The organism is Enterobacter cloacae complex sp. P13B, from assembly GCF_014895915.1.
In the GTDB taxonomy this organism is placed as follows: Bacteria; Pseudomonadota; Gammaproteobacteria; order Enterobacterales; family Enterobacteriaceae; genus Enterobacter; species Enterobacter bugandensis.
Genome location: NZ_JADBQN010000017.1, coordinates 1 through 25,074 on the forward strand (window position 1 = coordinate 1; position 25,074 = coordinate 25,074).

The 25,074-nt window shown below is 55.7% G+C and carries 18 protein-coding genes; 10 read left to right on the forward strand and 8 right to left on the reverse strand.

Annotated elements, in window-relative coordinates; translation table 11 throughout:
* Positions 1–305: 305 nt before the first annotated feature.
* From infA to trxB, 5 genes are all read right to left on the reverse strand, one after another.
* Positions 306–524 (reverse strand): translation initiation factor IF-1, encoded by a 219-nt coding sequence (infA, locus tag IM273_RS09200; RefSeq protein WP_002211347.1) that lies wholly within the window; start codon positions 522–524, stop codon positions 306–308.
* Between the two features lie 284 nt (positions 525–808).
* Entirely contained in the window at positions 809–1,513 is a 705-nt protein-coding gene (aat, locus tag IM273_RS09205) for a leucyl/phenylalanyl-tRNA--protein transferase (RefSeq protein WP_028012552.1), read from the reverse strand.
* A 45-nt stretch (positions 1,514–1,558) separates the two neighbouring features.
* The gene (gene cydC, locus IM273_RS09210) at positions 1,559–3,280 is read right to left on the reverse strand and encodes a cysteine/glutathione ABC transporter ATP-binding protein/permease CydC (protein WP_193051762.1); all 1,722 of its coding nucleotides are present in this window, start codon (positions 3,278–3,280) and stop codon (positions 1,559–1,561) included.
* On the reverse strand, positions 3,280–5,046 hold the full coding sequence (gene cydD / locus IM273_RS09215) for a cysteine/glutathione ABC transporter permease/ATP-binding protein CydD (protein ID WP_193051763.1): 1,767 nt from the start codon (positions 5,044–5,046) through the stop codon (positions 3,280–3,282). Before cydD ends, cydC begins: the two co-directional genes overlap by 1 nt.
* 114 nt (positions 5,047–5,160) lie before the next feature.
* The gene (trxB, locus tag IM273_RS09220) at positions 5,161–6,129 is read right to left on the reverse strand and encodes a thioredoxin-disulfide reductase (protein WP_028012555.1); all 969 of its coding nucleotides are present in this window, start codon (positions 6,127–6,129) and stop codon (positions 5,161–5,163) included.
* Between the two features lie 544 nt (positions 6,130–6,673).
* On the opposite strand from trxB, the gene lrp reads away from it, so the two are divergent.
* From lrp to IM273_RS09270, 10 genes are all read left to right on the forward strand, one after another.
* The gene (gene lrp / locus IM273_RS09225; RefSeq protein ID WP_000228469.1) at positions 6,674–7,168 is read left to right on the forward strand and encodes a leucine-responsive transcriptional regulator Lrp; all 495 of its coding nucleotides are present in this window, start codon (positions 6,674–6,676) and stop codon (positions 7,166–7,168) included.
* A gap of 135 nt (positions 7,169–7,303) precedes the next feature.
* On the forward strand, positions 7,304–11,005 hold the full coding sequence (locus IM273_RS09230) for a DNA translocase FtsK 4TM domain-containing protein (protein WP_193051764.1): 3,702 nt from the start codon (positions 7,304–7,306) through the stop codon (positions 11,003–11,005).
* 127 nt (positions 11,006–11,132) lie between these two features.
* Positions 11,133–11,747: an outer membrane lipoprotein chaperone LolA gene (gene lolA / locus IM273_RS09235; RefSeq protein WP_028012557.1), complete on the forward strand. Its 615-nt coding sequence runs from the start codon at positions 11,133–11,135 to the stop codon at positions 11,745–11,747.
* A gap of 9 nt (positions 11,748–11,756) precedes the next feature.
* Positions 11,757–13,100, forward strand: a complete 1,344-nt coding sequence (gene rarA / locus IM273_RS09240; protein ID WP_045630019.1) for a replication-associated recombination protein RarA — start codon at positions 11,757–11,759, stop codon at positions 13,098–13,100.
* 92 nt (positions 13,101–13,192) lie between these two features.
* On the forward strand, positions 13,193–14,485 hold the full coding sequence (gene serS / locus IM273_RS09245) for a serine--tRNA ligase (protein WP_008499983.1): 1,293 nt from the start codon (positions 13,193–13,195) through the stop codon (positions 14,483–14,485).
* A 211-nt stretch (positions 14,486–14,696) separates the two neighbouring features.
* Positions 14,697–17,141 carry a dimethylsulfoxide reductase subunit A gene (dmsA, locus tag IM273_RS09250; RefSeq protein WP_028012559.1) on the forward strand — a complete coding sequence of 815 codons (2,445 nt, stop codon included), beginning with the start codon at positions 14,697–14,699 and terminating at the stop codon, positions 17,139–17,141.
* Positions 17,142–17,151: 10 nt separating this feature from the next.
* Positions 17,152–17,769 (forward strand): DMSO/selenate family reductase complex B subunit, encoded by a 618-nt coding sequence (locus IM273_RS09255; RefSeq protein ID WP_014883208.1) that lies wholly within the window; start codon positions 17,152–17,154, stop codon positions 17,767–17,769.
* Between the two features lies 1 nt (position 17,770).
* The gene (locus tag IM273_RS09260) at positions 17,771–18,634 is read left to right on the forward strand and encodes a dimethyl sulfoxide reductase anchor subunit family protein (protein ID WP_193051765.1); all 864 of its coding nucleotides are present in this window, start codon (positions 17,771–17,773) and stop codon (positions 18,632–18,634) included.
* 274 nt (positions 18,635–18,908) lie between these two features.
* Positions 18,909–20,057, forward strand: coding sequence for an MFS transporter (locus IM273_RS09265; protein ID WP_193051766.1), 1,149 nt, complete (start codon positions 18,909–18,911; stop codon positions 20,055–20,057).
* Positions 20,058–20,179: 122 nt separating this feature from the next.
* Positions 20,180–20,710 carry an anti-virulence regulator CigR family protein gene (locus IM273_RS09270; protein ID WP_047368209.1) on the forward strand — a complete coding sequence of 177 codons (531 nt, stop codon included), beginning with the start codon at positions 20,180–20,182 and terminating at the stop codon, positions 20,708–20,710.
* Positions 20,711–20,746: 36 nt separating this feature from the next.
* Here the strand turns inward: IM273_RS09270 and pflA are convergent, their stop codons facing one another.
* The 3 genes from pflA to focA all read right to left on the reverse strand — a co-directional run bounded on the left by pflA (position 20,747) and on the right by focA (position 24,882).
* Positions 20,747–21,487, reverse strand: a complete 741-nt coding sequence (pflA, locus tag IM273_RS09275; RefSeq protein ID WP_028012563.1) for a pyruvate formate lyase 1-activating protein — start codon at positions 21,485–21,487, stop codon at positions 20,747–20,749.
* Positions 21,488–21,690: 203 nt separating this feature from the next.
* Entirely contained in the window at positions 21,691–23,973 is a 2,283-nt protein-coding gene (gene pflB, locus IM273_RS09280; protein WP_023332542.1) for a formate C-acetyltransferase, read from the reverse strand.
* A 51-nt stretch (positions 23,974–24,024) separates the two neighbouring features.
* The gene (gene focA / locus IM273_RS09285) at positions 24,025–24,882 is read right to left on the reverse strand and encodes a formate transporter FocA (protein WP_028012564.1); all 858 of its coding nucleotides are present in this window, start codon (positions 24,880–24,882) and stop codon (positions 24,025–24,027) included.
* Positions 24,883–25,074: the final 192 nt, after the last annotated feature.

Consider the following 25,074-nt stretch of genomic DNA (forward strand, 5'->3'; position numbering starts at 1 on the left):
AGGCAGCTTAGAAAATTACCAGCGAATCTTCAGCATGAACGACGTTGTGCACTGCCTTACAGACAGCTTAGAAATTCAATCGAATTAACCGACAGTACCGGGAGTAGTGCACTGCCGCACACGCAGCTCAGCAAAATAGAAAATAAGGCCTAACAGTCGTCGCACCGTGCACTGTCGAACAGACAGCCCTTAAGCTGGAACGAACGGCCAACTAATTGTTCAAATAATCAACAGCACCACTAAAAAATAAGGCCGGGAATATCCCGGCCTTATTTAATATTCATCTGCCATTACAGGCGAAAAAATTAGCGACTACGGAAGACAATGCGGCCTTTGCTCAGGTCGTACGGGGTCAGTTCAACAGTCACTTTGTCGCCCGTCAAAATGCGGATGTAGTTTTTGCGCATTTTACCGGAGATGTGCGCAGTTACCACGTGACCGTTTTCCAGCTCTACGCGAAACATGGTATTAGGCAACGTATCAAGTACGGTACCCTGCATTTCAATATTGTCTTCTTTGGCCATCTAATCCTCTGGGGTATCACTACCAAGTTTTGAACCGGCAAGATAATGCCGAAATTCATCAATTAAGTAAAGAATTGCGCGATTAAAACGCAGCAAAACAGTTTCGGCGCATTGCCCAAGCGTCACGGTACAACCGAACAGGAAGCGCATTCGTAAAGGGGAGACGACAGGATAAACGTCAGGACGTTATCTGAAGCGAGGGTCCCAAACGGCGGCGGGGCAACAGGCAGAAGCTACTCTGCGGCATAATTATAACACCCTCACAAAAAATATGCGGAAAACATTTAAGCATTGGGCATAAAGAGCGTTCTGGGGATCCAGAAGTCGCGCGGGAGCTTCTCCTGACGGCAGGCGTCCAGATGCTCGATATACTGTCGTCGCGGGATGTCAACTGCACCGAGAGAGGCCGTGTGCTCGTTGAGCACCTGACAATCGATCAGGCGTCCGCCGCGCTGGGCAAAGGCCTCGCAGAAGACCAGCAGCGCGGTTTTCGAGGCGTTAACCGCACGGGAGAACATCGATTCGCCGCAAAACAGCGTCCCCTGCGCCACACCGTACATGCCGCCAACCAGTTCCCCCTTTTCCCAAACCTCAATGGAGTGGGCGTAGCCAAGCTCATGGAGCTGGTGGTAGGCGTTGACGATATCGCGGGTGATCCACGTCCCTTCATGGCGATCTTCGGCACAGCCTTCGATCACCTGCCCAAAGGCGTGATTCAGCGTGACGCTATATGGGGATTTTGCATGGAAACGCTTCATGCTGCGGCTCAGATGGAACTGCGCTGGCCACAGCACGGCGCGCGGGTCGGGAGACCACCATAAAATCGGGTCGCCGGGAGAAAACCACGGGAAGATGCCGCGCTGGTAGGCCATTAATAGCCGCGCAGGGCTAAGGTCACCGCCAAGGGCCAGCAGCCCGTTGGGCTCACGCAGCGCTCCCTCCGGCGAAGGAAACGCGATGTTATGACGAGAAAGCTGGACCAGGCGCATGACAGCAAAACTCCAGTACGCGAGTGAGGACGCTACAAATATAGTCTACAGACGCTGTTTGAACTGGTAGTAGCGACCCTGTTTCGTCAACAGCTCTGCGTGACTACCTTGCTCAATAATGTGTCCGTTGTCCATCACAATTATCCGATCAAAACTTGCCAGCCCGCGCAGGCGGTGCGTCACCATCAGGACGGTTTTTCCTGCCATAACGTTTGCCAGTAAATCAAGGATTTGACTCTCGGTTGTCGCATCAAGCCCTTCTGTAGGTTCGTCGAGCAGCATCAGAGGTGCATCATGCAGCAGCGCACGCGCAATGGCCAGACGGCGCAGCTCTCCGCCGGAAAGCTGACGACCGCCTTCTCCCAGCCAGCTGTTCAGTCCTTCGTCCTCAAGCAGCTTTTGCAGTCCGACCTGCTCCAGTACGGCGCGAAGATCATCGTCCGAAGCCTCTGGCGCGGCCAGCAGCAGGTTATCGCGCAGGGTGGCGCTAAACAGATGCACGCGCTGTGGAACAACGCTCACGGTCTTGCGCAGGGCCTGCTCGCTGAAATCAGTCAGCAACGTGTTATTAAAACGAATCTGACCGTGCTGTGGATCCCAGGCGCGCGTCAGCAGCTGCAGCAACGTCGACTTACCGCAGCCGGTACGGCCGAGGATCGCAATCCGCTGCCCTGCATTAACGGAAAGGTTGATACCCTCCAGCGCGTTCTGCGCCTGTTTGTCATAGGCGAAGGTCACGTTATCAAGCGTCAGCGCCACCTGCTCAGGCACGGTGGTTTGCCCGGCACTGAACGTGACTTCAGGCTTTTGTTCGGCAATCTGGGTGATGCGCAGGGCAGAGGCGATCACCTGTCCAAGATGCTGGAAAGCGCCCGTCACCGGGGCCAGTGCCTCAAATGCGGCCAGCGCGCAGAAAACAAAGAGTGCAATAAGAGGGCCTGGCTGGGTATTACCGCCAATCCCGCCGGATGCCAGCCACAGCATGGCGATCACCGCCACGCCGCCGATTAACACCATCAGCGCCTGCGAGAAGGCCGTCAGTTCCGACTGGCGGCGCTGGGCTTCATGCCAGTTCAGCTCCGTACTTTCCATTCGGGCACGGTAGCGCTTGCTGGCACCAAAAATGGTTAGCTCTGCCTGGCCCTGAAGCCAGGAGGTCAGCTGCTGGCGGTAATCCCCGCGCAGCCGCGTCAGGTTTTCCCCGGTGGATTTCCCGGCGCGATAAAACAGCGGCGGCAGAATGATAAGCGTCAGCAGCATGATCCCGCCCAGCGTCAGCGCAACGGGAACATCCAGAACGGACAGCCCCAGCGTAACTACCACAATCACCACAAGCGCGCCCACTATCGGGGAGATCACCCGCAGGTAAAGGTGGTCCAGCGTGTCGACATCCGCAACGACACGGTTCAGTAATTCGCCCTGGCGAAAACGCGCCAGCCCGGCAGGGGAGAGGGGAAGCAGTTTGCTGAAGGTGTAAATGCGCAGGTGCTGCAGGACGCGGAACGTCGCGTCGTGGCTGACCAGCCGCTCGAAATAGCGTCCGGCAGTACGGGTAATGGCGGTACCTCGCACGCCTGCCGCCGGCAGCATATAGTTGAAGCTGTATAATCCGGCGAACCCAGCTACGGCGGAGGCCGACAGGAACCAGCCGGAAAGCGTGAGCAGGCCGATGCTGGCAAGCAGCGTGACAATCGCCAGCACGATCCCCAGCGTCAGCATCCACTTGTGGCGTTTATAGAGCGCAAGATAAGGCAGCAGAGCGCGCATCAGATGTCCTCCTGACGGTTCGCCAGCAGGGCGGCGAACGGCCCCTGCGCGGCAACAAGAGCGGCGTAATTGCCTTGCTCAACAATATGACCGTTTTCCATCACCCAGATCTCATCCCAGTCAGCAATGCCTTCCAACTGATGGGTAACCATAAGGGTGGTTTGCTGCAGGGAAGCGGCGCTCAGGGCCGCCATGACGCGCTGCTCGCTGTGTGAATCCAGGCTGGCAGCAGGCTCATCCAGCAGCATCAGCTGGCACGGGTTCAGCAGCGCACGGGCGACGGCCACGCGCTGTGCCTGGCCGACAGACAGCCCGGCAGACTGATCGCCTACCACGGTATCGACACTCTGCGGGAGCAGCGGCAGAAATTCACTGACCCACGCGCGGTCGAGAACGGACTGCAGTTCATCTTCACGAGCATCCGGGCGTGCCAGGAGCACGTTTTCGCGCAGCGTGGAAGCAGGTAGCTGAGGGTTTTGTCCGACCCAACTGAGCTGCTTACGCCAGGCGTCGGGATCGAGATTACGCAGTTCAGTTTTGTTTATCCGCAGCGAACCGGTGTAGGCCATAAAACCGGATAACGCATTCAGTAGCGAACTCTTCCCTGAACCGCTGGTGCCGACCAGCACCACGCGTTTTCCGGCGGTCAGGCTAAAGTTCAGCGGGCCAGCCAGCACTTTTCCTTCCGGCGAGAGAATGCAGAAATCGCTCGCGTCGACGGTTACCGGCTCTTTAGCGTTTAGCGCCACGTCACCGCGCTCCGGGTGCGCCAGCGGCGTCTCCAGGAAGGTTTTCAGGCTGTCGGCCGCGCCAACGGCCTGCGCTTTGGCATGATAGAAGGTCCCCAGGTCGCGAAGCGGCTGGAAAAACTCCGGAGCCAGGATGAGCGCGAGGAAACCGGCAGAGAGGGTCACCGCCGTGCCGTAGTGGCCGAAATCCAGCGCGCCGAGATAGGAGAAACCGAAATAAACCGCCACGAGGGCAATCGACAGCGAGGTAAAGAATTCCAGCACGCCGGACGAGAGGAACGCCAGGCGTAACACTTCCATCGTGCGCTGGCGGAAGTCCTGTGATGCCTGGCGAATGTTCTCGGTTTCCGCTTCACCGCGACCAAAAATACGCAGGGTTTCCATCCCGCGCAGACGATCGAGGAAATGTCCGCTCAGCCGGCCCAGCGCCAGGAAGTTGCGGCGGTTGGCATCAGCCGCACCCATGCCGACCATCGCCATAAACAGCGGGATCAGCGGAGCGGTCCCCAGCAGGATCAGCGCCGCCACCCAGTTAACCGGGAAGATGGCAATAACAATCAACAGCGGCACAAAAACCGCCAGCGCCATCTGCGGAAGATAGCGCGCGTAGTAATCGTGCATATCGTCGATCTGCTCAAGGATCAGCGTCGCCCAGCTTCCGGCCGGTTTACCCTGGATCCACGCGGGCCCGGCTTCCTGCAGGCGGTCGAGCACCTGACGACGGATCTCGTAGCGGATATGCTGTCCGGCGTGGAAGCCGACACGTTCACGCAGCCACACCACCCAGGCGCGCAGGACAAAAACCAGGATCAGAACAATAAAGGGCAGCAGGAGCGCTTCGCGGGGAATGTTCTCCATGATCATGTGATTAAGAATGCGGGCCAGCAGCCATGCCTGGGCAACAATCAACAGACCGCTAACGAACCCCAGAAGACGGGAGATCGTAAGCCAGCGGCGGGAAATAACGCTTTGCTGTTTCAGCCAGCGTGTTAACTCTTGTTGACGGGTTTTTTCCATTGCGTATTTTGCAGGTGACGTTATAAGAAATTAGACATCTGCATGTTACACGCGAGCAAAAATAAAGGCGACCTGTGGCCGCCTTTATTTACGTTTGTTACTGACTTGTAAAGATTATTTACCTTGTTCAGCCAGTCCGTCGAGGTAGCGTTCAGCGTCCAGCGCGGCCATACAGCCGGTGCCCGCAGAGGTGATCGCCTGACGATAAATATGGTCCATCACGTCACCGGCAGCGAACACGCCCGGGATGCTGGTCTGGGTCGCGTTACCGTGAATGCCGGACTGCACTTTGATATAGCCGTTTTCCAGCTCCAGCTGGCCTTCGAAGATCGCGGTGTTCGGGCTGTGGCCGATTGCCACAAACAGGCCCGCCACTTCCAGCGTTTCGACGTTATCGGTGTTCTGGGTATCACGAATGCGCAGACCCGCAACGCCCATCTGATCGCCGGTGACTTCTTCCAGGGTACGGTTGGTGTGCAGCACGATGTTGCCGCTCGCCACTTTATCCATCAGGCGCTTAATGAGGATCTTCTCGGCGCGGAAGGTGTCACGACGGTGGATTAAGTGCACCTCAGAGGCAATGTTCGCCAGGTACAGCGCTTCTTCCACCGCGGTATTACCGCCGCCGATAACCGCCACTTTCTGGTTACGGTAGAAGAAACCGTCGCAGGTCGCACAGGCAGAGACGCCGCGGCCTTTGAACGCTTCTTCAGACGGCAGGCCGAGATAACGGGCAGAGGCGCCGGTGGCAATGATTAGCGCATCGCAGGTGTATTCACCGCTGTCACCCGTCAGGCGGAACGGACGGTTCTGCAAATCCACTTTATTAATGTGGTCGAACAGGATTTCGGTTTCGAATTTGGCGGCATGCTCGTGCATGCGTTCCATCAGCAGCGGCCCGGTCAGATCGTTCGGGTCGCCCGGCCAGTTTTCCACTTCCGTGGTGGTGGTCAACTGACCGCCTTTTTCCATGCCGGTGATCAGAACCGGCTGCAGGTTTGCGCGTGCAGCATAGACCGCCGCGGTATATCCCGCAGGTCCAGAACCAAGGATTAACAACTTACTGTGTTTGGTCGTGCCCATGAGATCCCCATTGTTGTTGGCAGGCAATGGGCTGGATTGTAGGGAATTTGTTGCCGTAAAAAAAGAGCACTGGGATTTTGCTTTCGATATATGCAATAGCTGCGCCCGATGAATCCAGTGCCGTTACGTCACGTTTTCTACTGAAAACCGCTCGTTTATAAAGCAGTAAAATGAGGATTAATACCCCCCCGTAATGAATATCCGGCATCTTGTACTAAAAAACGATGTTTTGCTTTGACAATCCCCTGCGCATTTGCGAAAACATTCAAGGAAGAAAAAAAACCGCGTTAACAGTATGCCGCATAGGCATGCACGTAAATGCCATTTTTACCGTGTCAGTGAAATCTACGCATGGCGTGGACAGACGCCATACGTGATGTCGGTGACAGCCTTCGGGCAGCGGTCTTCTTACCAACAGAACCCGAATCCGCATCGCGTCTAATACATAACCAGGCGATGTGATGACTAACGGGTACAGGCTCTGAACAGTGATGTGCACAGGGTCCAGGCAGGAGTAGGGAAGGAATACAGAGAGACAATAATAATGGTAGATAGCAAGAAGCGCCCTGGCAAAGATCTCGACCGTATCGATCGTAACATTCTTAATGAATTGCAAAAGGATGGGCGTATTTCCAACGTCGAGCTTTCAAAACGTGTGGGACTTTCCCCGACGCCGTGCCTTGAGCGTGTGCGCCGACTGGAAAGACAGGGTTTTATTCAGGGCTATACGGCTCTGCTGAACCCGCATTATCTGGATGCCTCACTTCTGGTATTTGTTGAGATTACTCTGAATCGTGGTGCGCCGGATGTGTTTGAGCAATTTAACGCCGCTGTACAAAAACTTGAAGAAATTCAAGAGTGTCATCTGGTGTCCGGTGATTTCGACTACCTGTTGAAAACCCGTGTGCCTGATATGTCCGCCTACCGTAAGCTGCTGGGGGAAACCCTGCTGCGTCTGCCAGGCGTGAACGACACCCGTACCTATGTGGTGATGGAAGAGGTCAAACAGAGCAATCGTCTAGTTATTAAGACGCGCTAACACGGAACAGGTGCAAAATCAGCGTAGTTTGATTACACTCCTGTTAATCCATACAGCAACAGTGCCGGGGAGCCCCGGCGCTGTTGTCCGTTTTAGCAAACAGGCAGGATATGCCTGATACCTGGAGAGCCTTTCTTGAGCCAGGAATACACTGAAGACAAAGAAGTCACACTATCGAAGCTAAGCAGCGGACGTCGTCTCCTCGAGGCTTTGCTGATCGTTATTGCCCTTTTTGCCGTCTGGCTGATGGCAGCCTTACTCAGTTTCAACCCCTCCGATCCCAGCTGGTCGCAAACCGCGTGGCATGAGCCTATCCATAATTTAGGCGGCGTACCCGGAGCCTGGCTTGCGGACACGCTCTTTTTCATTTTCGGTGTGATGGCCTACACCATTCCCGTCATAATCATTGGCGGATGCTGGTTTGCATGGCGTCATCGTCAGAACGATGATTACATCGACTATTTTGCGGTTTCCCTGCGCCTGATTGGCGCCCTGGCGCTGATCCTCACCTCCTGCGGGCTGGCGGCGATTAATGCCGATGATATCTGGTACTTCGCCTCCGGTGGGGTGATTGGCAGCCTGCTGAGCTCTGCGCTACAGCCGATGCTTCACAGCAGCGGCGGCACGCTGGCGCTGCTCTGCATCTGGGCGGCCGGGCTGACGCTGTTTACCGGCTGGTCATGGGTGAGCATTGCCGAGAAGATCGGCAGCTTTATTCTGACGATCCTGACCTTCGCGAGCAACCGTACCCGCCGCGACGACACGTGGGTCGATGAAGAAGAATATGAAGATGAGTACGAAGAGGAAGACGATGCGCCGGTGCAACGTCGTGAATCTCGTCGTGCCCGTATTCTGCGTGGTGCCCTGGCGCGTCGCCAGCGCGTTGCTGAAAAATTTGCCAACCCGCTTGGACGTAAAACCGACGCGGCGCTCTTCTCCGGTAAGCGTATGGATGAAGACGAGCAGGTGGAGTACCGCGCAGCGGGTAGTGCAGTCGATCCTGATGATGTGCTTTTCTCCGGCAACCGTGCGATGCCGGGTGATTTCGATGAATACGATCCGCTGCTTAACGGCCATACCGTTACCGCGCCGGTTGCCGCGGCCGCAGCCGCAACGACAGCATCACAGGCGTATGCCGCGCCTGTCGAAGCCGTGATGCCATCCGCGCCGGTTCCGCCTCCGGAATCCGCTATTCAGCAGCTTCAGGTTGCCTGGCAGACCGCGCCGGGTATCCACACGCCGGAGCCTGTTATCGCGCCGGAACCAGAGAGCTATATCCCCGTGCAGCAGGAGCAGTGGCAGCAGCCTTATCAGCCGCCGCAACCTGAGTATGAACAGCCGCACTCTGAACAGCCTGTGGCCCAGCCTTATCAGGAGTACGTGCCTGAACCGGTTGAACCTGTGCAGCCTTATGTCGAGCCTCAGCCTGAACCTGAGGTGGTGGAAGAGGTGAAACCGTCTCGTCCGCCAATGTACTATTTTGAAGAAGTTGAAGAACGCCGTGCTCGTGAGCGCGAACAGCTGGCGGCATGGTATCAGCCTGTGCCTGAACCGGTGCAGGATCCTGCTCCAAAAGCCCCGTCGGTTTCGGTTCCACCGGTCGACCCGACGCCTGCTGTTGCCCCCGTAGCGGAAAGCGTGAAGCAGGCTACCGCAGCCGCAGCGGCGGCGGCACCTGTCTTTAGCCTGGCAACGGGCGGTGCGCCGCGTCCGCAGGTGAAAGAGGGAATTGGTCCTCAACTGCCTCGCCCTAACCGCGTTCGCGTTCCAACCCGTCGTGAGCTTGCCTCCTATGGGATCAAGCTGCCTTCCCAGCGGATGGCCGAAGAGAAAGCGCGTGGGACGGACTACGAAGATGATGCTGATGAAATGCAGCAGGACGAGCTGGCGCGCCAGTTCGCCGCGCAGCAGAATCAGCGCTACGGTGAAGACTATCAGCATGACGAACCTGCGCTGGAAGACGACGATGATGCGGCAGAAGCTGAACTGGCGCGTCAGTTTGCCGCTACCCAGCAGCAGCGCTATTCCGGTGAACAGCCAGCTGGTGCGAACCCGTTCTCATTATCGGATTTCGAGTTCTCGCCGATGAAAGATCTGGTGGATGATGGCCCGAGCGAGCCGCTGTTCACCCCAAGCGTGATGCCTGAAGCAGAGCCTGTGCGTCAGCCGCCAGCGCCGCAGGCACAGACTTACGCGCAGCCGCAGCAACCTGTTCAGCAGCCGTATGCGCAACCGCAGCAGCCACAACAGCAGCCGCCGCAGTACCAGCAGCCAGCACCGCAGCCGCAGCCGCAGGAGAGCCTGATTCACCCACTGCTGATGCGTAACGGTGATAGCCGTCCGCTGCAGCGTCCGAGCACGCCGCTGCCTTCGCTGGATTTGTTGACGCCGCCACCGGCTGAAGTCGAGCCGGTTGATACGTTTGCCCTGGAGCAGATGGCCCGTCTGGTGGAAGCCCGTCTGGCAGACTTCCGCATCAAGGCGGACGTGGTGAACTACTCGCCGGGTCCGGTGATCACCCGTTTCGAGCTGAACCTGGCGCCGGGCGTCAAAGCCGCGCGTATTTCTAACCTCTCCCGCGACCTGGCGCGTTCTCTGTCGACCGTAGCGGTACGTGTGGTGGAAGTGATTCCGGGTAAACCGTACGTTGGCCTTGAGCTGCCGAACAAGAAACGTCAGACCGTTTACCTGCGTGAAGTGCTGGATAACACCAAGTTCCGCGATAACCCATCTCCGCTGACCGTGGTGTTGGGTAAAGATATCGCCGGCGACCCGGTAGTGGCAGACCTCGCGAAAATGCCTCACCTGCTGGTAGCGGGTACCACCGGTTCCGGTAAATCGGTCGGCGTGAACGCCATGATCCTTAGCATGCTCTACAAAGCGCAGCCTGAAGACGTGCGTTTCATCATGATCGACCCGAAAATGCTCGAACTGTCGGTCTACGAAGGCATTCCGCACCTGCTGACGGAAGTGGTCACCGACATGAAGGACGCCGCCAACGCCCTGCGCTGGAGCGTCAATGAAATGGAGCGTCGCTACAAGCTGATGTCGGCGCTGGGCGTGCGTAACCTGGCCGGTTATAACGAGAAGATCGCCGAGGCGGCGCGCATGGGGCGTCCGATTCCGGACCCATACTGGAAGCCGGGTGACAGCATGGATGCCCAGCATCCTGTGCTGGAGAAACTGCCTTATATCGTCGTGCTGGTGGATGAATTCGCCGACCTGATGATGACCGTCGGGAAGAAAGTGGAAGAGCTGATCGCGCGTCTGGCACAGAAAGCGCGTGCGGCAGGTATTCACCTGGTGCTGGCGACCCAGCGTCCGTCCGTGGACGTTATCACCGGTCTGATTAAGGCGAATATTCCGACCCGTATTGCGTTTACCGTTTCGAGCAAAATCGACTCCCGTACCATTCTTGACCAGGGCGGCGCTGAGTCGCTGCTGGGAATGGGTGACATGCTGTACTCCGGTCCGAACTCCACCTCTCCGGTGCGCGTACACGGCGCGTTTGTTCGCGACCAGGAAGTACACGCCGTGGTGCAGGACTGGAAGGCGCGCGGACGTCCGCAGTACGTTGACGGCATTACCTCCGACAGCGAAAGCGAAGGCGGCGGCGGTGGCTTTGACGGCGGCGAAGAGCTGGATCCGTTATTCGACCAGGCGGTTAATTTCGTTACTGAAAAACGCAAAGCGTCCATCTCTGGCGTGCAGCGTCAGTTCCGCATCGGCTATAACCGCGCGGCGCGCATCATCGAGCAGATGGAAGCGCAGGGCATTGTGAGCGAGCAGGGGCACAACGGTAACCGTGAAGTGCTGGCTCCGCCGCCGTTTGATTAACCTTCAGCGATTGCAAAGAAGGGTAAATCAGCAAAAATTAAGCATATTCTTCTGTCGCCTGCCTTCGGGCAGGTCCAGAATAGAAACGGAAACCCCATTTCGGGAAGACGTATTTTAAGGAATAACAATGAAAAAAATCGCCATCGCCTGTGCATTACTCACCAGTTTTGTAGCCAGCAGCGTCTGGGCTGATGCAGCCAGCGACCTTAAAAGCCGACTGGATAAAGTAAGCAGCTTCCACGCCAGCTTCACGCAAAAAGTGACGGACGGCAGCGGCAACGCGGTGCAGGAAGGACAGGGTGATTTGTGGGTGAAACGCCCCAATCTGTTTAACTGGCACATGACCCAGCCGGATGAGAGCATCCTGGTTTCTGACGGTAAAACCCTGTGGTTCTTCAACCCGTTTGTTGAGCAGGCCACTGCGACCTGGTTGAAAGACGCGACCAGCAATACGCCGTTTATGCTGATCGCCCGCAACCAGACCAGCGACTGGCAGCAGTACAACATTAAACAGAACGGTGATGAGTTTGTCCTGACGCCGAAAGGCAGCAACGGCAATCTGAAGCAGTTCACCATCAACGTAAGCACCAACGGTACCATTAATCAGTTCGGCGCGGTTGAGCAGGACGATCAGCGCAGCAGCTACCAGCTTAAGTCTCAGCAAAACGGCGCCGTTGACGCATCGAAATTCACCTTTACCCCGCCGCAGGGCGTAACGGTGGACGACCAACGCAATAAGTAAGAGGCGTGAGTGAGCAACCTGTCGCTCGATTTTTCAGATAATGCGTTTCAACCTCTGGCCGCCCGTATGCGGCCAGAAAATTTAGCGCAGTACATCGGTCAGCAGCATCTGCTGGCTGCGGGGAAACCCTTGCCGCGCGCTATTGAGGCGGGGCATCTGCACTCCATGATCCTCTGGGGGCCCCCCGGTACCGGAAAAACCACGCTCGCTGAAGTGATCGCCCGCTATGCCAACGCGGACGTTGAGCGCATCTCGGCGGTAACGTCTGGCGTGAAGGAGATCCGCGAGGCGATCGAGCGCGCGCGTCAGAACCGTAATGCCGGACGCCGCACCATTCTCTTTGTCGATGAAGTCCACCGCTTCAACAAGAGCCAGCAGGATGCTTTCCTGCCGCACATTGAGGACGGGACGATCTTCTTCATTGGTGCGACCACCGAAAACCCGTCGTTTGAACTCAACTCGGCGCTGCTGTCCCGCGCCCGCGTCTACCTGCTTAAATCCCTGACCACAGAAGATATCGAAAAGGTTCTGACCCAGGCAATGGACGACAAATCGCGCGGTTACGGCGGGCAGGATATCGTTCTGCCTGACGACACGCGACGTGCGATTGCGGAGCTGGTCAACGGCGATGCGCGCCGCGCGCTGAACACGCTCGAAATGATGGCCGATATGGCCGAAGTGGACGATGCGGGCAAGCGCGTATTGAAGCCTGAACTGCTCACGGAAATTGCCGGAGAGCGCAGCGCGCGTTTCGATAATAAAGGCGACCGTTTCTACGACCTGATCTCGGCGCTGCATAAGTCGGTGCGCGGCAGCGCGCCGGATGCGGCGCTCTACTGGTACGCACGTATCATTACCGCAGGTGGCGATCCGCTATATGTTGCGCGCCGCTGTCTGGCGATTGCGTCAGAAGATGTTGGCAATGCCGACCCGCGCGCCATGCAGGTTGCGCTTTCAGCCTGGGACTGCTTCACCCGCGTAGGCCCGGCGGAAGGCGAACGCGCCATTGCGCAGGCAATTGTCTATCTGGCCTGCGCGCCGAAAAGCAATGCGGTCTATACCGCGTTCAAAGCGGCGATGTCGGATGCGCGCGAGCGCCCGGACTACGATGTGCCGGTTCATCTGCGCAATGCGCCAACCAAACTGATGAAAGAGATGGGTTACGGGCAGGAGTATCGCTACGCCCATGATGAGCCTAACGCCTACGCCGCCGGGGAGGAATATTTCCCGCAGGAGATGGCACAAACGCGCTATTATCATCCCACAAACAGAGGTCTTGAAGGCAAGATTGGTGAAAAGCTCACCTGGCTCGCCGGACAGGATCAAAATAGCCCTATAAAACGCTACCGTTAGTTCAATCGTTGCGGTAATGTTGGCAATTGTATCCTTGTGACCGCAGGCTGTGGTCACATTTCCTATTTTAATTCGATAAGCACAGGATAAGCATGCTCGATCCCAATCTGCTGCGTAATGAGCCAGACGCAGTCGCTGAAAAACTGGCACGCCGGGGCTTTAAGCTGGATGTAGATAAGCTGCGCGCTCTTGAAGAGCGTCGTAAAGTACTGCAGGTACAAACTGAAAATCTGCAGGCAGAGCGTAACTCTCGATCGAAATCCATTGGCCAGGCGAAAGCGCGCGGGGAAGATATTGAGCCATTACGCCTGGAAGTGAACAAGCTGGGTGAAGAGCTGGATCAGGCGAAAGCGGAGCTGGACGTTCTTCAGGCCGAAATTCGTGACATCGCTCTGGCTATCCCGAACATTCCTGACGACAGCGTGCCTGTCGGCAAAGACGAGAACGACAACGTTGAAGTGAAGCGCTGGGGTACGCCTCGCGAGTTTGACTTCGAGGTGCGCGATCACGTGACGCTGGGCGAAATGCACGCGGGCCTGGACTTTGCCGCTGCGGTTAAGCTGACCGGCTCTCGCTTCGTAGTAATGAAAGGTCAGATTGCCCATCTGCACCGCGCCCTGGCGCAGTTCATGCTGGATCTGCACACCGAGCAGCACGGCTACAGCGAAACCTATGTTCCGTATCTGGTTAACCACGATACGCTGTACGGTACGGGCCAGCTGCCGAAATTTGCCGGCGATCTGTTCCATACCCGTCCGCTGGATGAAGAAGCAGACAGCAGCAACTATGCGCTGATCCCAACCGCGGAAGTGCCACTGACCAACCTCGTGCGTGATGAGATCATTGACGAAGACGATCTGCCAATCAAGCTGACGGCACACTCTCCGTGCTTCCGTTCAGAAGCCGGTTCTTACGGTCGCGACACCCGTGGTCTGATCCGTATGCACCAGTTCGACAAAGTCGAGATGGTGCAGATTGTCCGTCCGGAAGAATCCATGGACGCGCTGGAAGAGATGACTGGCCATGCGGAAAAAGTGCTGGAGCTGCTGGGCCTGCCGTATCGCCGCATGGCGCTGTGCACCGGTGACATGGGCTTTGGTGCCTGCAAAACCTTCGACCTGGAAGTCTGGGTGCCTGCACAGAACACCTACCGTGAAATCTCCTCCTGCTCTAACGTCTGGGATTTCCAGGCGCGCCGCATGCAGGCACGCTGCCGCAGCAAATCTGACAAGAAAACCCGTCTGGTGCATACCCTGAACGGTTCTGGTCTGGCTGTTGGCCGTACGCTGGTTGCCGTGCTGGAAAACTACCAGCAGGCAGATGGCCGCATCGAGATCCCTGAAGTGCTGCGTCCATACATGAAAGGCCAGCAGTACATCGGCTAATTCTTTGCCTCACAACAAAAAAGCGCCTTCGGGCGCTTTTTTTATGCCTATGAATTGACACTACGCAATACCCCCTCCCTCTAAAGTAGTAATACTCCTCCGAATGAAAGTCAGCATAAGACGCTGATAACGAAGTAATTCGTTATTTACAAAACTATATAGCGGTTCGTGCCGCCTCTTTTTTCTTTGTGAGCAACCAAAGTGAGTCTCTATGAAAATCAAAGCGCCTGAAGCGTTAATGGCTGCCGAGGTCACTCGCCGTGGGTTGATGAAAACCACGGCAATAGGCGGCCTGGCTGTAGCCAGCAGCGCCTTCACGCTCCCTTTTACCCGGCTGGCGTCGGCGGCGGACGCACTATCCGCAGCCGCAGCTCCGGAAAAAGTGGTGTGGAGTGCGTGTACCGTAAACTGCGGTAGCCGTTGTCCGCTGCGTATGCACGTGGTGGATGGCGAAATTAAGTATGTCGAAACCGACAACACCGGGGACGATAACTACGAAGGGTTACACCAGGTTCGCGCCTGCCTGCGCGGTCGCTCCATGCGTCGCCGCGTCTACAACCCGGATCGTCTGAAATACCCAATGAAGCGTGTCGGTAAGCGTGGGGAAGGGAAGTTTGAGCGCATTAGCTGGGACGAAGCCTACGACATTATCGCCACCAACATGCAGCGCCTGATCAAAGAGTACGGCAACGAGTCCATCTACCTGAACTATGGCACCGGGACGCTGGGCGGCACGCTGACTCGCTCCTGGCCACCGGGTAAAACGCTGGTCGCGCGTCTGATGAACTGCTGCGGCGGTTATCTCAACCACTACGGCGACTACTCTTCCGCACAGATTGCCGCAGGTCTGAACTACACCTACGGCGGCTGGGCCGACGGCAACAGCCCGTCCGATATCGAAAACAGTAAGCTGGTCGTCCTGTTCGGTAACAACCCGGGCGAAACCCGCATGAGCGGCGGCGGGGTGACGTACTACCTCGAACAGGCCCGCGCCAAATCTAATGCCCGCATGATCATTATCGATCCGCGCTATACCGACACCGGTGCCGGGCGCGAAGATGAGTGGATCCCCATTCGTCCCGGTACCGATGCGGCACTGGTTTCCGCGCTGGCGTGGGTGATGATTACTGAAAACCTCGTCGATCAGCCGTTCCTTGATAAATACTGCGTCGGTTATGACGAGAAAACGCTGCCAGCCAGTGCCCCTGCCAATGGTCACTACAAGGCATATATTCTCGGCCAGGGCAGCGACGGCGTAGCGAAAACGCCGGAGTGGGCCTCCACCATCACCGGTATTCCGGTCGAGCGCATTGTTCAGCTGGCGCGTGAGATTGGTTCAGCTAAACCGGCCTACATCAGCCAGGGCTGGGGACCGCAGCGTCATGCGAACGGTGAAATCGCCACCCGCGCTATCTCCATGCTTTCAATTCTGACCGGCAACGTCGGCGTTCATGGCGGTAACACCGGCGCGCGCGAAGGTTCTTATGAAGTGCCGTTTGAGCGGATGCCGACGCTGGATAACCCGGTTCAGACCAGCATCTCCATGTTTATGTGGACTGACGCGATCGAGCGCGGCCCGGAAATGACCGCGCTGCGCGACGGCGTTCGGGGCAAAGACAAGCTGGATGTGCCGATCAAGATGATCTGGAACTACGCCGGCAACTGCCTTATCAACCAGCACTCGGAAATCAACCGCACCCATGAAATTCTGCAGGACGACAAGAAGTGCGAGATGATTGTGGTGATCGACTGCCACATGACCTCCTCGGCAAAATATGCCGATATTCTGCTGCCGGACTGCACCGCGTCTGAGCAGATGGATTTCGCGCTGGACGCTTCCTGCGGCAACATGTCCTACGTGATCTTTACCGACCAGGCCATCAAGCCGCGCTTCGAGTGCAAAACCATCTATGAGATGACCTCCGAACTGGCGAAGCGATTGGGCGTCGAACAGCAGTTTACCGAAGGGCGTACTCAGGAAGGGTGGATGCGCCATCTGCACGAGCTCTCTCGTAAAGCCATTCCAGACCTGCCGGACTTCGACACCTTCCGCAAGCAGGGCATGTACAAGCAGCGTGACCCGGAAGGGCATCACGTGGCGTATAAAGCGTTCCGTGAAGATCCGCAGGCGAATCCGCTGACCACGCCGTCGGGCAAAATCGAAATCTACTCCGAAGCGCTGGCAAAAATCGCGTCTACCTGGGAGCTGCCGGAAGGAGATGTTATCGATCCGCTGCCGATCTACACGCCGGGGTTCGAAAACTATAACGATCCGCTGACGGCGAAATTCCCGCTGCAGCTGACCGGTTTCCACTACAAGGCGCGCGTGCACTCCACCTACGGCAACGTTGACGTACTGAAGGCCGCCTGCCGCCAGGAGATGTGGATCAACCCGATGGATGCCAAAGCACGTGGTATCCGTAACGGGGATCGCGTGCGTATCTTTAACGGTCGCGGCGAGGTACACATTGAAGCCAAAGTGACACCGCGCATGATGCCTGGCGTAGTGGCACTGGGGGAAGGGGCCTGGTACAGCCCGGATGCCAACCGCATCGACCAGGCAGGCAGTATTAACGTCCTGACCACGCAGCGTCCGTCGCCGCTGGCGAAAGGCAACCCGTCTCACACAAACCTTGTCCAGGTTGAAAAGGTTTAAGGAGTAACCGATGACAACCCAGTATGGATTTTTCATTGATTCCAGCCGTTGCACCGGGTGCAAAACCTGCGAGCTGGCCTGTAAAGATTATAAAGATCTCACCCCGGACGTGAGCTTCCGCCGCATTTACGAATACGCCGGGGGCGACTGGCAGGAAGATAACGGCGTCTGGCATCAGAACGTCTTTGCCTATTACCTGTCGATTGCCTGTAACCACTGTGAAGATCCGGCCTGCACCAAGGTGTGCCCGAGCGGGGCGATGCACAAGCGGGAGGACGGTTTTGTGGTGGTGGATGAAGATGTCTGCATCGGCTGTCGCTACTGCCATATGGCGTGCCCGTACGGCGCGCCGCAGTACAACGCCGCCAAAGGACATATGACCAAGTGCGACGGCTGCCACAGCCGCGTAGCGGACGGCAAAAAGCCAATCTGCGTCGAGTCCTGCCCGCTGCGCGCGCTGGATTTTGGTCCGATAGAAGAGCTGCGTCAGAAACACGGTCAGCTTGCCGCTGTGGCACCGCTGCCGTCAGCGCACTTCACCAAGCCGAGTATTGTCATTAAACCTAACGCCAACAGCCGTCCGACGGGTGACACCACCGGCTACCTGGCAAATCCGAAGGAGGTGTGAGATGGGAAGTGGATGGCATGAATGGCCGCTGATGATCTTCACGGTCTTTGGGCAGTGCGTAGTGGGCGGCTTTATTGTTCTGGCGCTGGCGCTGTTAAAAGGGAACCTCAATGCCGAACAGCAGCAGCGTTTAGTGTTGAGCATGTTTGGCCTGTGGGTGCTGATGGGGATTGGATTTATCGCCTCTACGCTGCACCTGGGCTCACCGATGCGCGCGTTCAACTCCCTGAACCGCGTGGGGGCATCGTCGCTCAGTAACGAAATTGCCAGCGGGGCAATCTTCTTTGCCGTCGGCGGGCTGGGGTGGCTGCTGGCTGCGTTGAAAAAATTGCCTGCGGGCCTGCGCAGCCTGTGGCTGATCGTCACCATGGTACTGGGCGTGGTGTTCGTGTGGATGATGGTGCGCGTCTATAACACCATCGATACCGTTCCAACCTGGTACAGTGTCTGGACGCCGATGAGTTTCTTCCTGACGATGTTTATCGGCGGGCCGCTGCTGGGCTACCTGCTGCTGCGCGTGGCGGGGGTAAACGGTTGGGCAATGCGTCTGCTGCCAGCCGTTTCGCTGCTGGCGCTGGTGGTGAGCGCGATGGTCGCCCTGATGCAGGGGGCCGAGCTGGCAACCATTCACAGCTCTATCCAGCAGGCTTCTGCGCTGGTGCCGGACTACGGTTCGCTGATGGCCTGGCGTGTGGTGTTGCTGGCAGCTGCGCTGGCGTGCTGGATCGCCCCTCAGCTTAAAGGTTATCAGCCTGCACTGCCGCTCCTGTCACTGGCTTTTGTGCTGGTGCTGGCAGGGGAGTTAATTGGTCGCGGTGTGTTTTACGGCCTGCATATGACGGTCGGTATGGCTATCGCCAGCTAATTTCATTTTTCGTTATAAAAAGCCGGGACATAGCGCCCGGCTTTTCTTTTTTCATTCATGAAATTTTTCGACTGTCGTTTTGTTTTAATTTCGGTCATTGATAAATAAAAACAGACACATAATTAATATCTATAGCAGGCGCTGCATTAGCAGGATAAGTTTTTTAAATCGACAGGGAACATATTGTGCGAGCCGGTTAAATCTGTGGATTGACTTTGTTTTTGCCAGTGGCATGATGCGCACGAAATCTGAACTTCCTCACGGTTTTTAATCCATGACCACCTATACCCGGCCAGTGCTCCTGTTGCTCTGTGGCCTGCTTCTGTTGACCCTGGCGATCGCCGTGTTAAACACGCTCGTCCCGCTGTGGCTCGCCCATGAAAACTTACCGACCTGGCAGGTGGGTATGGTCAGCTCGTCCTTTTTTACCGGGAACCTGTTGGGCACATTATTAACCGGTAGCCTGATTAAGCGTTTTGGCTTTAATCGCAGCTATTATCTGGCCTCGCTGATTTTCGCTGCCGGGTGCGCCGGTCTGGGTCTGATGGTGGGCTTCTGGAGCTGGATGGCATGGCGCTTTATCGCCGGCGTCGGCTGCGCGATGATTTGGGTGGTGGTTGAAAGCGCGCTGATGTGTAGCGGTACCTCCCGCAACCGCGGACGTCTTCTGGCGGCCTATATGATGGTTTACTACGTCGGTACCGTTCTGGGTCAACTGATGGTCAGCAAACTGCCAACCGACCTGATGAGCGTACTGCCGTGGGTAACCGGCATGGTGCTGGCCGCGATCCTGCCGCTGCTCTTTACGCGCATTGTGAACCAGAACAGCGAACATCAGGAAGCGACCCACGTCTGGCCGATGTTGAGACTCCGTCAGGCGCGTCTGGGCGTAAACGGCTGCATTATTTCGGGAATTGTACTGGGCTCGCTCTATGGCCTGATGCCGCTCTACCTGAATCATCAGGGCGTCAGCGATTCCGGAATTGGTTTCTGGATGGCGGTGATGGTCAGTGCGGGTATTGTGGGGCAATGGCCGATTGGCCGCCTGGCGGACCGTTTTGGTCGTCTGCTGGTGCTGCGCGTTCAGGTCTTCGTGGTGATCATGGGATGCCTTGCGATGCTCAGTAACGCCGCGATGGCGCCTGCACTGTTTATTCTCGGGGCCGCAGGATTCACGCTTTACCCGGTCGCGATGGCGTGGGCCTGTGAGAAAGTAGAACATCACCAGCTCGTGGCAATGAACCAGGCGCTATTATTAAGCTATACCATCGGTAGCCTGCTGGGACCGACATTTACCGCGATGCTGATGCAGAATTATTCCGACAATTTGCTGTTTATCATGATTGCCTGCGTGTCGTTTATTTATCTCCTGATGATGCTGCGCAAAGCGGGCGAGCATCCAACCCCTGTGGCGCACGCCTGATTAAATAAAAGCCTGTCGATGACAGGCTTTTTTGTCCCTGTCACATATAAGACTTTTACGCATTGTTTGTTTTCCCCGCCTGGCGATAATTCAAATGAGTTCTACCACAAAAGGCAACAATCATGTCTATACGTCGTTTTTCCACTACCGCACTTGCCGTAGTGTTGTCTTTAACGTTTGCAACGGCTCCGGTCATGGCGAATCCTGGAAACGGGAATGGCGGTGGTCATGGAAACAGTGGCGGACAAGGTAATGGCGGCAATCATGGTAACGGGAATTCTGGTAATTCCGGTAACCATGGTAATAAGCAAAATAGCGGAAAGGAAAACCCTGGAAAATCGGATAAGAGCTTCAAAAACAGCAAAGATGTCGGTAATGACGTCGACGCTCGCGTGAGCTTCGATCATGCCCGCCACCTGGCACTGAATTATGGCTTAACGGGCTATGAGTCTCTGCCTCCGGGGATTGCGAAAAACCTCGCACGCGGTAAACCGCTTCCTCCGGGCATTGCGAAGAAGACCGTACCAGCCTCTATGCTCGGCCAGCTTCCTTCCTACCCGGGCTATGAATGGCGCGTGGTCGGGGACGATCTGGTCTTAATTGCGCTGAGTACGGCGATTGTGACCTCCGTAATTAACGGCGTCTTTAAATAGAATATAAAAAGGCCCGGTTCTTACCGGGCCTTCTCTTTAATACATGACCTTGTGGCCGTACTGCTCAAGAATACCTTTCACGCGTTCCATCGTCTCTTTTTTCGGCGGCTTCACGCCATCAAGCTTGTACTCTTCGCCCATCGCCACCCATTTATGTTTACCCAGTTCGTGATAGGGCAGAAGCTCAATTTTCTCGACGTTGCCCATGTCGCGGGTAAATTCACCCAGGCGATGCGCGGAGTCATCGTCATCTGACCAGCCGGGAACAACAACGTAGCGGATCCAGGTTTTGATGCCTTTATCGGCGATGTATTTGGCAAACTCCAGCGTACGGTGGTTAGAAACGCCAACCAGATTCTGGTGGATCTCATCGTTCATTTGTTTGAGATCGAGCATCACCAGATCGGTCACGTCGAGCAGTTCATCAATGACCGGATCGTAGCGGCGTACAAAGCCGTTGGTGTCGAGACAGGTATGAATGCCTTCTTTATGGCAGGCGCGGAACCAGTCGCGGACAAACTCAGCCTGAAGAATAGCTTCACCGCCGGACGCGGTCACGCCACCGCCGGATGCGTTCATAAAGTGGCGGTAGGTCACCACCTCTTTCATCAGATCTTCCACGGTGACTTCTTTACCGCCGTGCGTGTCCCAGGTGTCGCGGTTATGGCAGTACAGGCAGCGCATCAGGCAGCCCTGGAAAAAGGTAATAAAGCGGATCCCCGGGCCATCGACGGTGCCACAGGATTCAAAGGAGTGAATGCGACCAATAGTTGACATTGCGGTGATATCTCCGAATTTGGCCCATCCGGGGGCCAGTGTAGTTGCACAGCTCAAAGGCTATGTCGAGTCTGTTTTGGCTGTTATCCATAAAGTATAGATAGCGGACAAAAGAGACTGGTGAAGCGAGGGTGTTAAAAAGGCCCCACTTGCGTGGAGCCTTTATTGTACGCTTTTTAACGCGTGATTTCAGTCAATTCCACTTACATGGACTGAGTGAAAGTACGGGTGATAACGTCCTGCTGCTGCTCTTTCGTCAGGGAGTTAAAACGTACTGCGTAGCCAGATACGCGGATGGTCAGCTGAGGATATTTCTCAGGATGTTCCATCGCGTCGAGCAGCATTTCACGGTTCATCACGTTCACGTTCAGGTGCTGACCACCTTCGATGGACGCTTCGTGGTGGAAGTAACCATCCATCAGACCCGCGAGGTTAGTTTTACGCACTTCGTCGTCTTTACCCAGCGCGTTTGGCACGATAGAGAAGGTGTAAGAGATACCATCTTTCGCGTAAGCAAACGGCAGTTTAGCAACGGAGGTCAGAGAAGCTACAGCACCTTTCTGGTCACGACCGTGCATTGGGTTAGCACCTGGGCCAAATGGCGCGCCAGCACGACGACCGTCTGGGGTGTTACCGGTTTTCTTACCATACACAACGTTAGAGGTGATGGTCAGAACAGACTGAGTCGGGATAGCGTTACGGTAGGTAGTGAGTTTCTGAATTTTCTTCATGAAACGTTCTACCAGGTCAACCGCCATGTCATCAACGCGAGAATCGTTGTTACCAAACTGCGGGTATTCGCCTTCGATTTCGAAGTCTACGGCCAGGCCGTCTTCGTCACGAATTGGTTTAACTTTCGCATATTTGATTGCAGACAGGGAGTCAGCCGCAACGGACAGACCTGCGATACCACACGCCATGGTGCGGATAACGTCACGGTCGTGCAGCGCCATCAGAGAGGCTTCGTAGCTGTACTTGTCGTGCATGTAGTGGATAACGTTCAGCGCGGTCACGTACTGCTTAGCCAGCCAGTCCATGAAGTGGTCCATGCGCTCCATGACTTCGTCATAGTTCAGCACGTCGCCTTTGATTGGCTCAGACTTAGGACCAACCTGCATTTTCAGTTTTTCATCAACGCCGCCGTTGATAGCGTACAGCATGGTTTTCGCCAGGTTTGCACGCGCACCGAAGAACTGCATTTGTTTACCAACAACCATTGGGCTCACGCAGCAAGCGATAGCGTAGTCGTCGTTGTTGAAGTCCGGACGCATCAGGTCATCGTTCTCGTACTGCAGAGAAGAGGTGTCGATGGACACTTTAGCGGCGAATTTCTTGAAGTTCAGAGGCAGTTTTTCAGACCACAGAACGGTGATGTTTGGCTCCGGAGAAGGACCCATGGTGTACAGGGTGTTCAGGAAGCGGAAGCTGTTTTTGGTAACCAGCGTACGGCCGTCAACGCCCATACCGCCGATTGATTCTGTTGCCCAGATTGGGTCACCAGAGAACAGCTCATCATATTCTGGGGTACGCAGGAAGCGAACCATACGCAGTTTCATGACCAGGTGGTCAATCATTTCCTGAGCGTCTTGCTCGGTGATTTTGCCTGCTTTCAGGTCACGTTCGATGTACGCATCCAGGAAGGTGGATACGCGGCCGAAGGACATTGCTGCACCGTTCTGAGACTTAACAGCGGCCAGGTAGCCGAAATAGGTCCACTGAATAGCTTCCTGAGCGTTGGTCGCAGGACCAGAGATATCGCAGCCGTATTTAGCCGCCATCTCTTTGATCTGACCCAGCGCGCGGTGCTGTTCAGCAATTTCTTCACGCAGACGGATAGTCGCTTCCAGGTTTACGCCGTTTTCCAGGTCAGACTGCAGGGAAACGAACTGCGCGTATTTGTCTTTCATCAGGAAGTCGATACCGTACAGCGCAACGCGACGGTAGTCACCGATGATACGGCCACGGCCATAGGCATCTGGCAGACCAGTCAGAACGCCAGATTTACGGCAGTTCAGAATGTCTTTGGTATAAACATCGAATACGCCCTGGTTATGGGTTTTGCGGTATTCGGTGAAGATTTTTTTCAGCATTGGGTCCAGCTCGCGGTTATACGCTTTGCAGGAACCTTCAACCATTTTGATACCACCGAACGGGATGATGGCGCGTTTCAGTGGTGCTTCAGTCTGCAGACCAACAATTTTCTCAAGGGCTTTGTTGATGTAGCCAGCATCGTGAGAAGTGATGGTGGATGCAACGGAGGTGTCAAAATCAACTGGCGCGTGAGTGCGGTTTTCCAGTTTAACGCCTTCCATTACGCTGTCCCACAGCTTGGTGGTCGCGTCAGTTGCGCCAGCCAGGAAGGATTCGTCACCTTCATACGGGGTATAGTTTTTCTGAATGAAGTCACGGACGTTGACTTCATTCTGCCAGTCACCTTTCGCAAAACCTTCCCAGGCTGTGGCTAACTTTTCATTAAGCTCGGACATGTAACACCTACCTTCTTAAGTGGATTTTTTATTTACTGCCTGAGACAACCATTAATGATGGTCGCCGCCACGCAGGTAAATGACCCAGTATGTCAACCCAACTAACAGACCCCCACCGATAATGTTCCCGATAGTGACGGGGATCAGGTTATCAGTAATGAAATTCATAATAGTCAGGTGAGAGAAACTTTCCGGGGATGAACCAACTGCGGTCCAGAACTCCGGGCTTGCAAAGTTGCGGATAACAATCCCCATCGGGATCATGAACATATTCGCAATACTGTGCTCGAAGCCGCTGGCAACAAACATCGCAACCGGCAGAACCATAATCATGGCTTTATCCATCAGGCTACGACCCGAGTAGCTCATCCATACAGCCAGGCAGACCATCAGGTTTGCGAGGATGCCGAGAGCAACGGCTTCGATAAATGTGTGATGCATTTTGTGGTCAGCGGTTTGCAGGACATTAAGCCCCCAGCCACCGTTGGCGGTCATATACTCGCCAGAGAGCCACATCAACAGAACAAAGAGCAGACAGCCAATCAGGTTACCAACGTAGACGTTAAGCCAGTTGCGCGCCAGTTGACCCCAGGTAATTCTTCCGCTGGCTTTCGCGACAACAATCAGCACCGTTGAGGTGAAGAGGTCGGCGCCGCAAATGACGCAGAGAATCAGACCCAGTGAGAAGCAAATGCCGCCAATCAGTTTGGCCATGCCGAAAGGCATTCCGGCAGTACCGGTGGTGGCGGTGATGTAGAAGACGAAAGCGATAGAGATGAACACACCAGCGGTGATCGCCAGATAGAACGTCTTCATCGGGTGTTTCGTTGCTTTATAGACACCCGCTTCTTCGGCAACTTTTGCCATCGCGGCGGGGAGTAAAAGATCAAAAGGGTTGTCAGCTTTCACACTAACTCTCTCTTTATTAAGTCGGCGACGAGATACTAACAAAGCATTATAGAAGAGAAATTGATATAGATCATATCTCGCCTGGCTTATAGGCCCGCAGTATGTATGGTTTTACAACAAATGCGGTGTAAGTATTTGATTATCCGTATAAAAATAAATTTTAAAAGTTATGAAAAGAGTTGAATTTTTTCG

Coding starts and splice junctions, on each gene's coding strand:
- aat (WP_028012552.1), bottom strand. CDS start 1,513: ATGCGCCTGGTCCAGCTTTCTCGTCATAACATCGCGTTTCCTTCGCCG.
- IM273_RS09270 (WP_047368209.1), top strand. CDS start 20,180: ATGTCTATACGTCGTTTTTCCACTACCGCACTTGCCGTAGTGTTGTCT.
- lrp (WP_000228469.1), top strand. CDS start 6,674: ATGGTAGATAGCAAGAAGCGCCCTGGCAAAGATCTCGACCGTATCGAT.
- IM273_RS09265 (WP_193051766.1), top strand. CDS start 18,909: ATGACCACCTATACCCGGCCAGTGCTCCTGTTGCTCTGTGGCCTGCTT.
- cydC (WP_193051762.1), bottom strand. CDS start 3,280: ATGCGCGCTCTGCTGCCTTATCTTGCGCTCTATAAACGCCACAAGTGG.
- dmsA (WP_028012559.1), top strand. CDS start 14,697: ATGAAAATCAAAGCGCCTGAAGCGTTAATGGCTGCCGAGGTCACTCGC.
- pflA (WP_028012563.1), bottom strand. CDS start 21,487: ATGTCAACTATTGGTCGCATTCACTCCTTTGAATCCTGTGGCACCGTC.
- IM273_RS09255 (WP_014883208.1), top strand. CDS start 17,152: ATGACAACCCAGTATGGATTTTTCATTGATTCCAGCCGTTGCACCGGG.
- pflB (WP_023332542.1), bottom strand. CDS start 23,973: ATGTCCGAGCTTAATGAAAAGTTAGCCACAGCCTGGGAAGGTTTTGCG.
- IM273_RS09260 (WP_193051765.1), top strand. CDS start 17,771: ATGGGAAGTGGATGGCATGAATGGCCGCTGATGATCTTCACGGTCTTT.
- lolA (WP_028012557.1), top strand. CDS start 11,133: ATGAAAAAAATCGCCATCGCCTGTGCATTACTCACCAGTTTTGTAGCC.
- serS (WP_008499983.1), top strand. CDS start 13,193: ATGCTCGATCCCAATCTGCTGCGTAATGAGCCAGACGCAGTCGCTGAA.
- trxB (WP_028012555.1), bottom strand. CDS start 6,129: ATGGGCACGACCAAACACAGTAAGTTGTTAATCCTTGGTTCTGGACCT.
- cydD (WP_193051763.1), bottom strand. CDS start 5,046: ATGGAAAAAACCCGTCAACAAGAGTTAACACGCTGGCTGAAACAGCAA.
- infA (WP_002211347.1), bottom strand. CDS start 524: ATGGCCAAAGAAGACAATATTGAAATGCAGGGTACCGTACTTGATACG.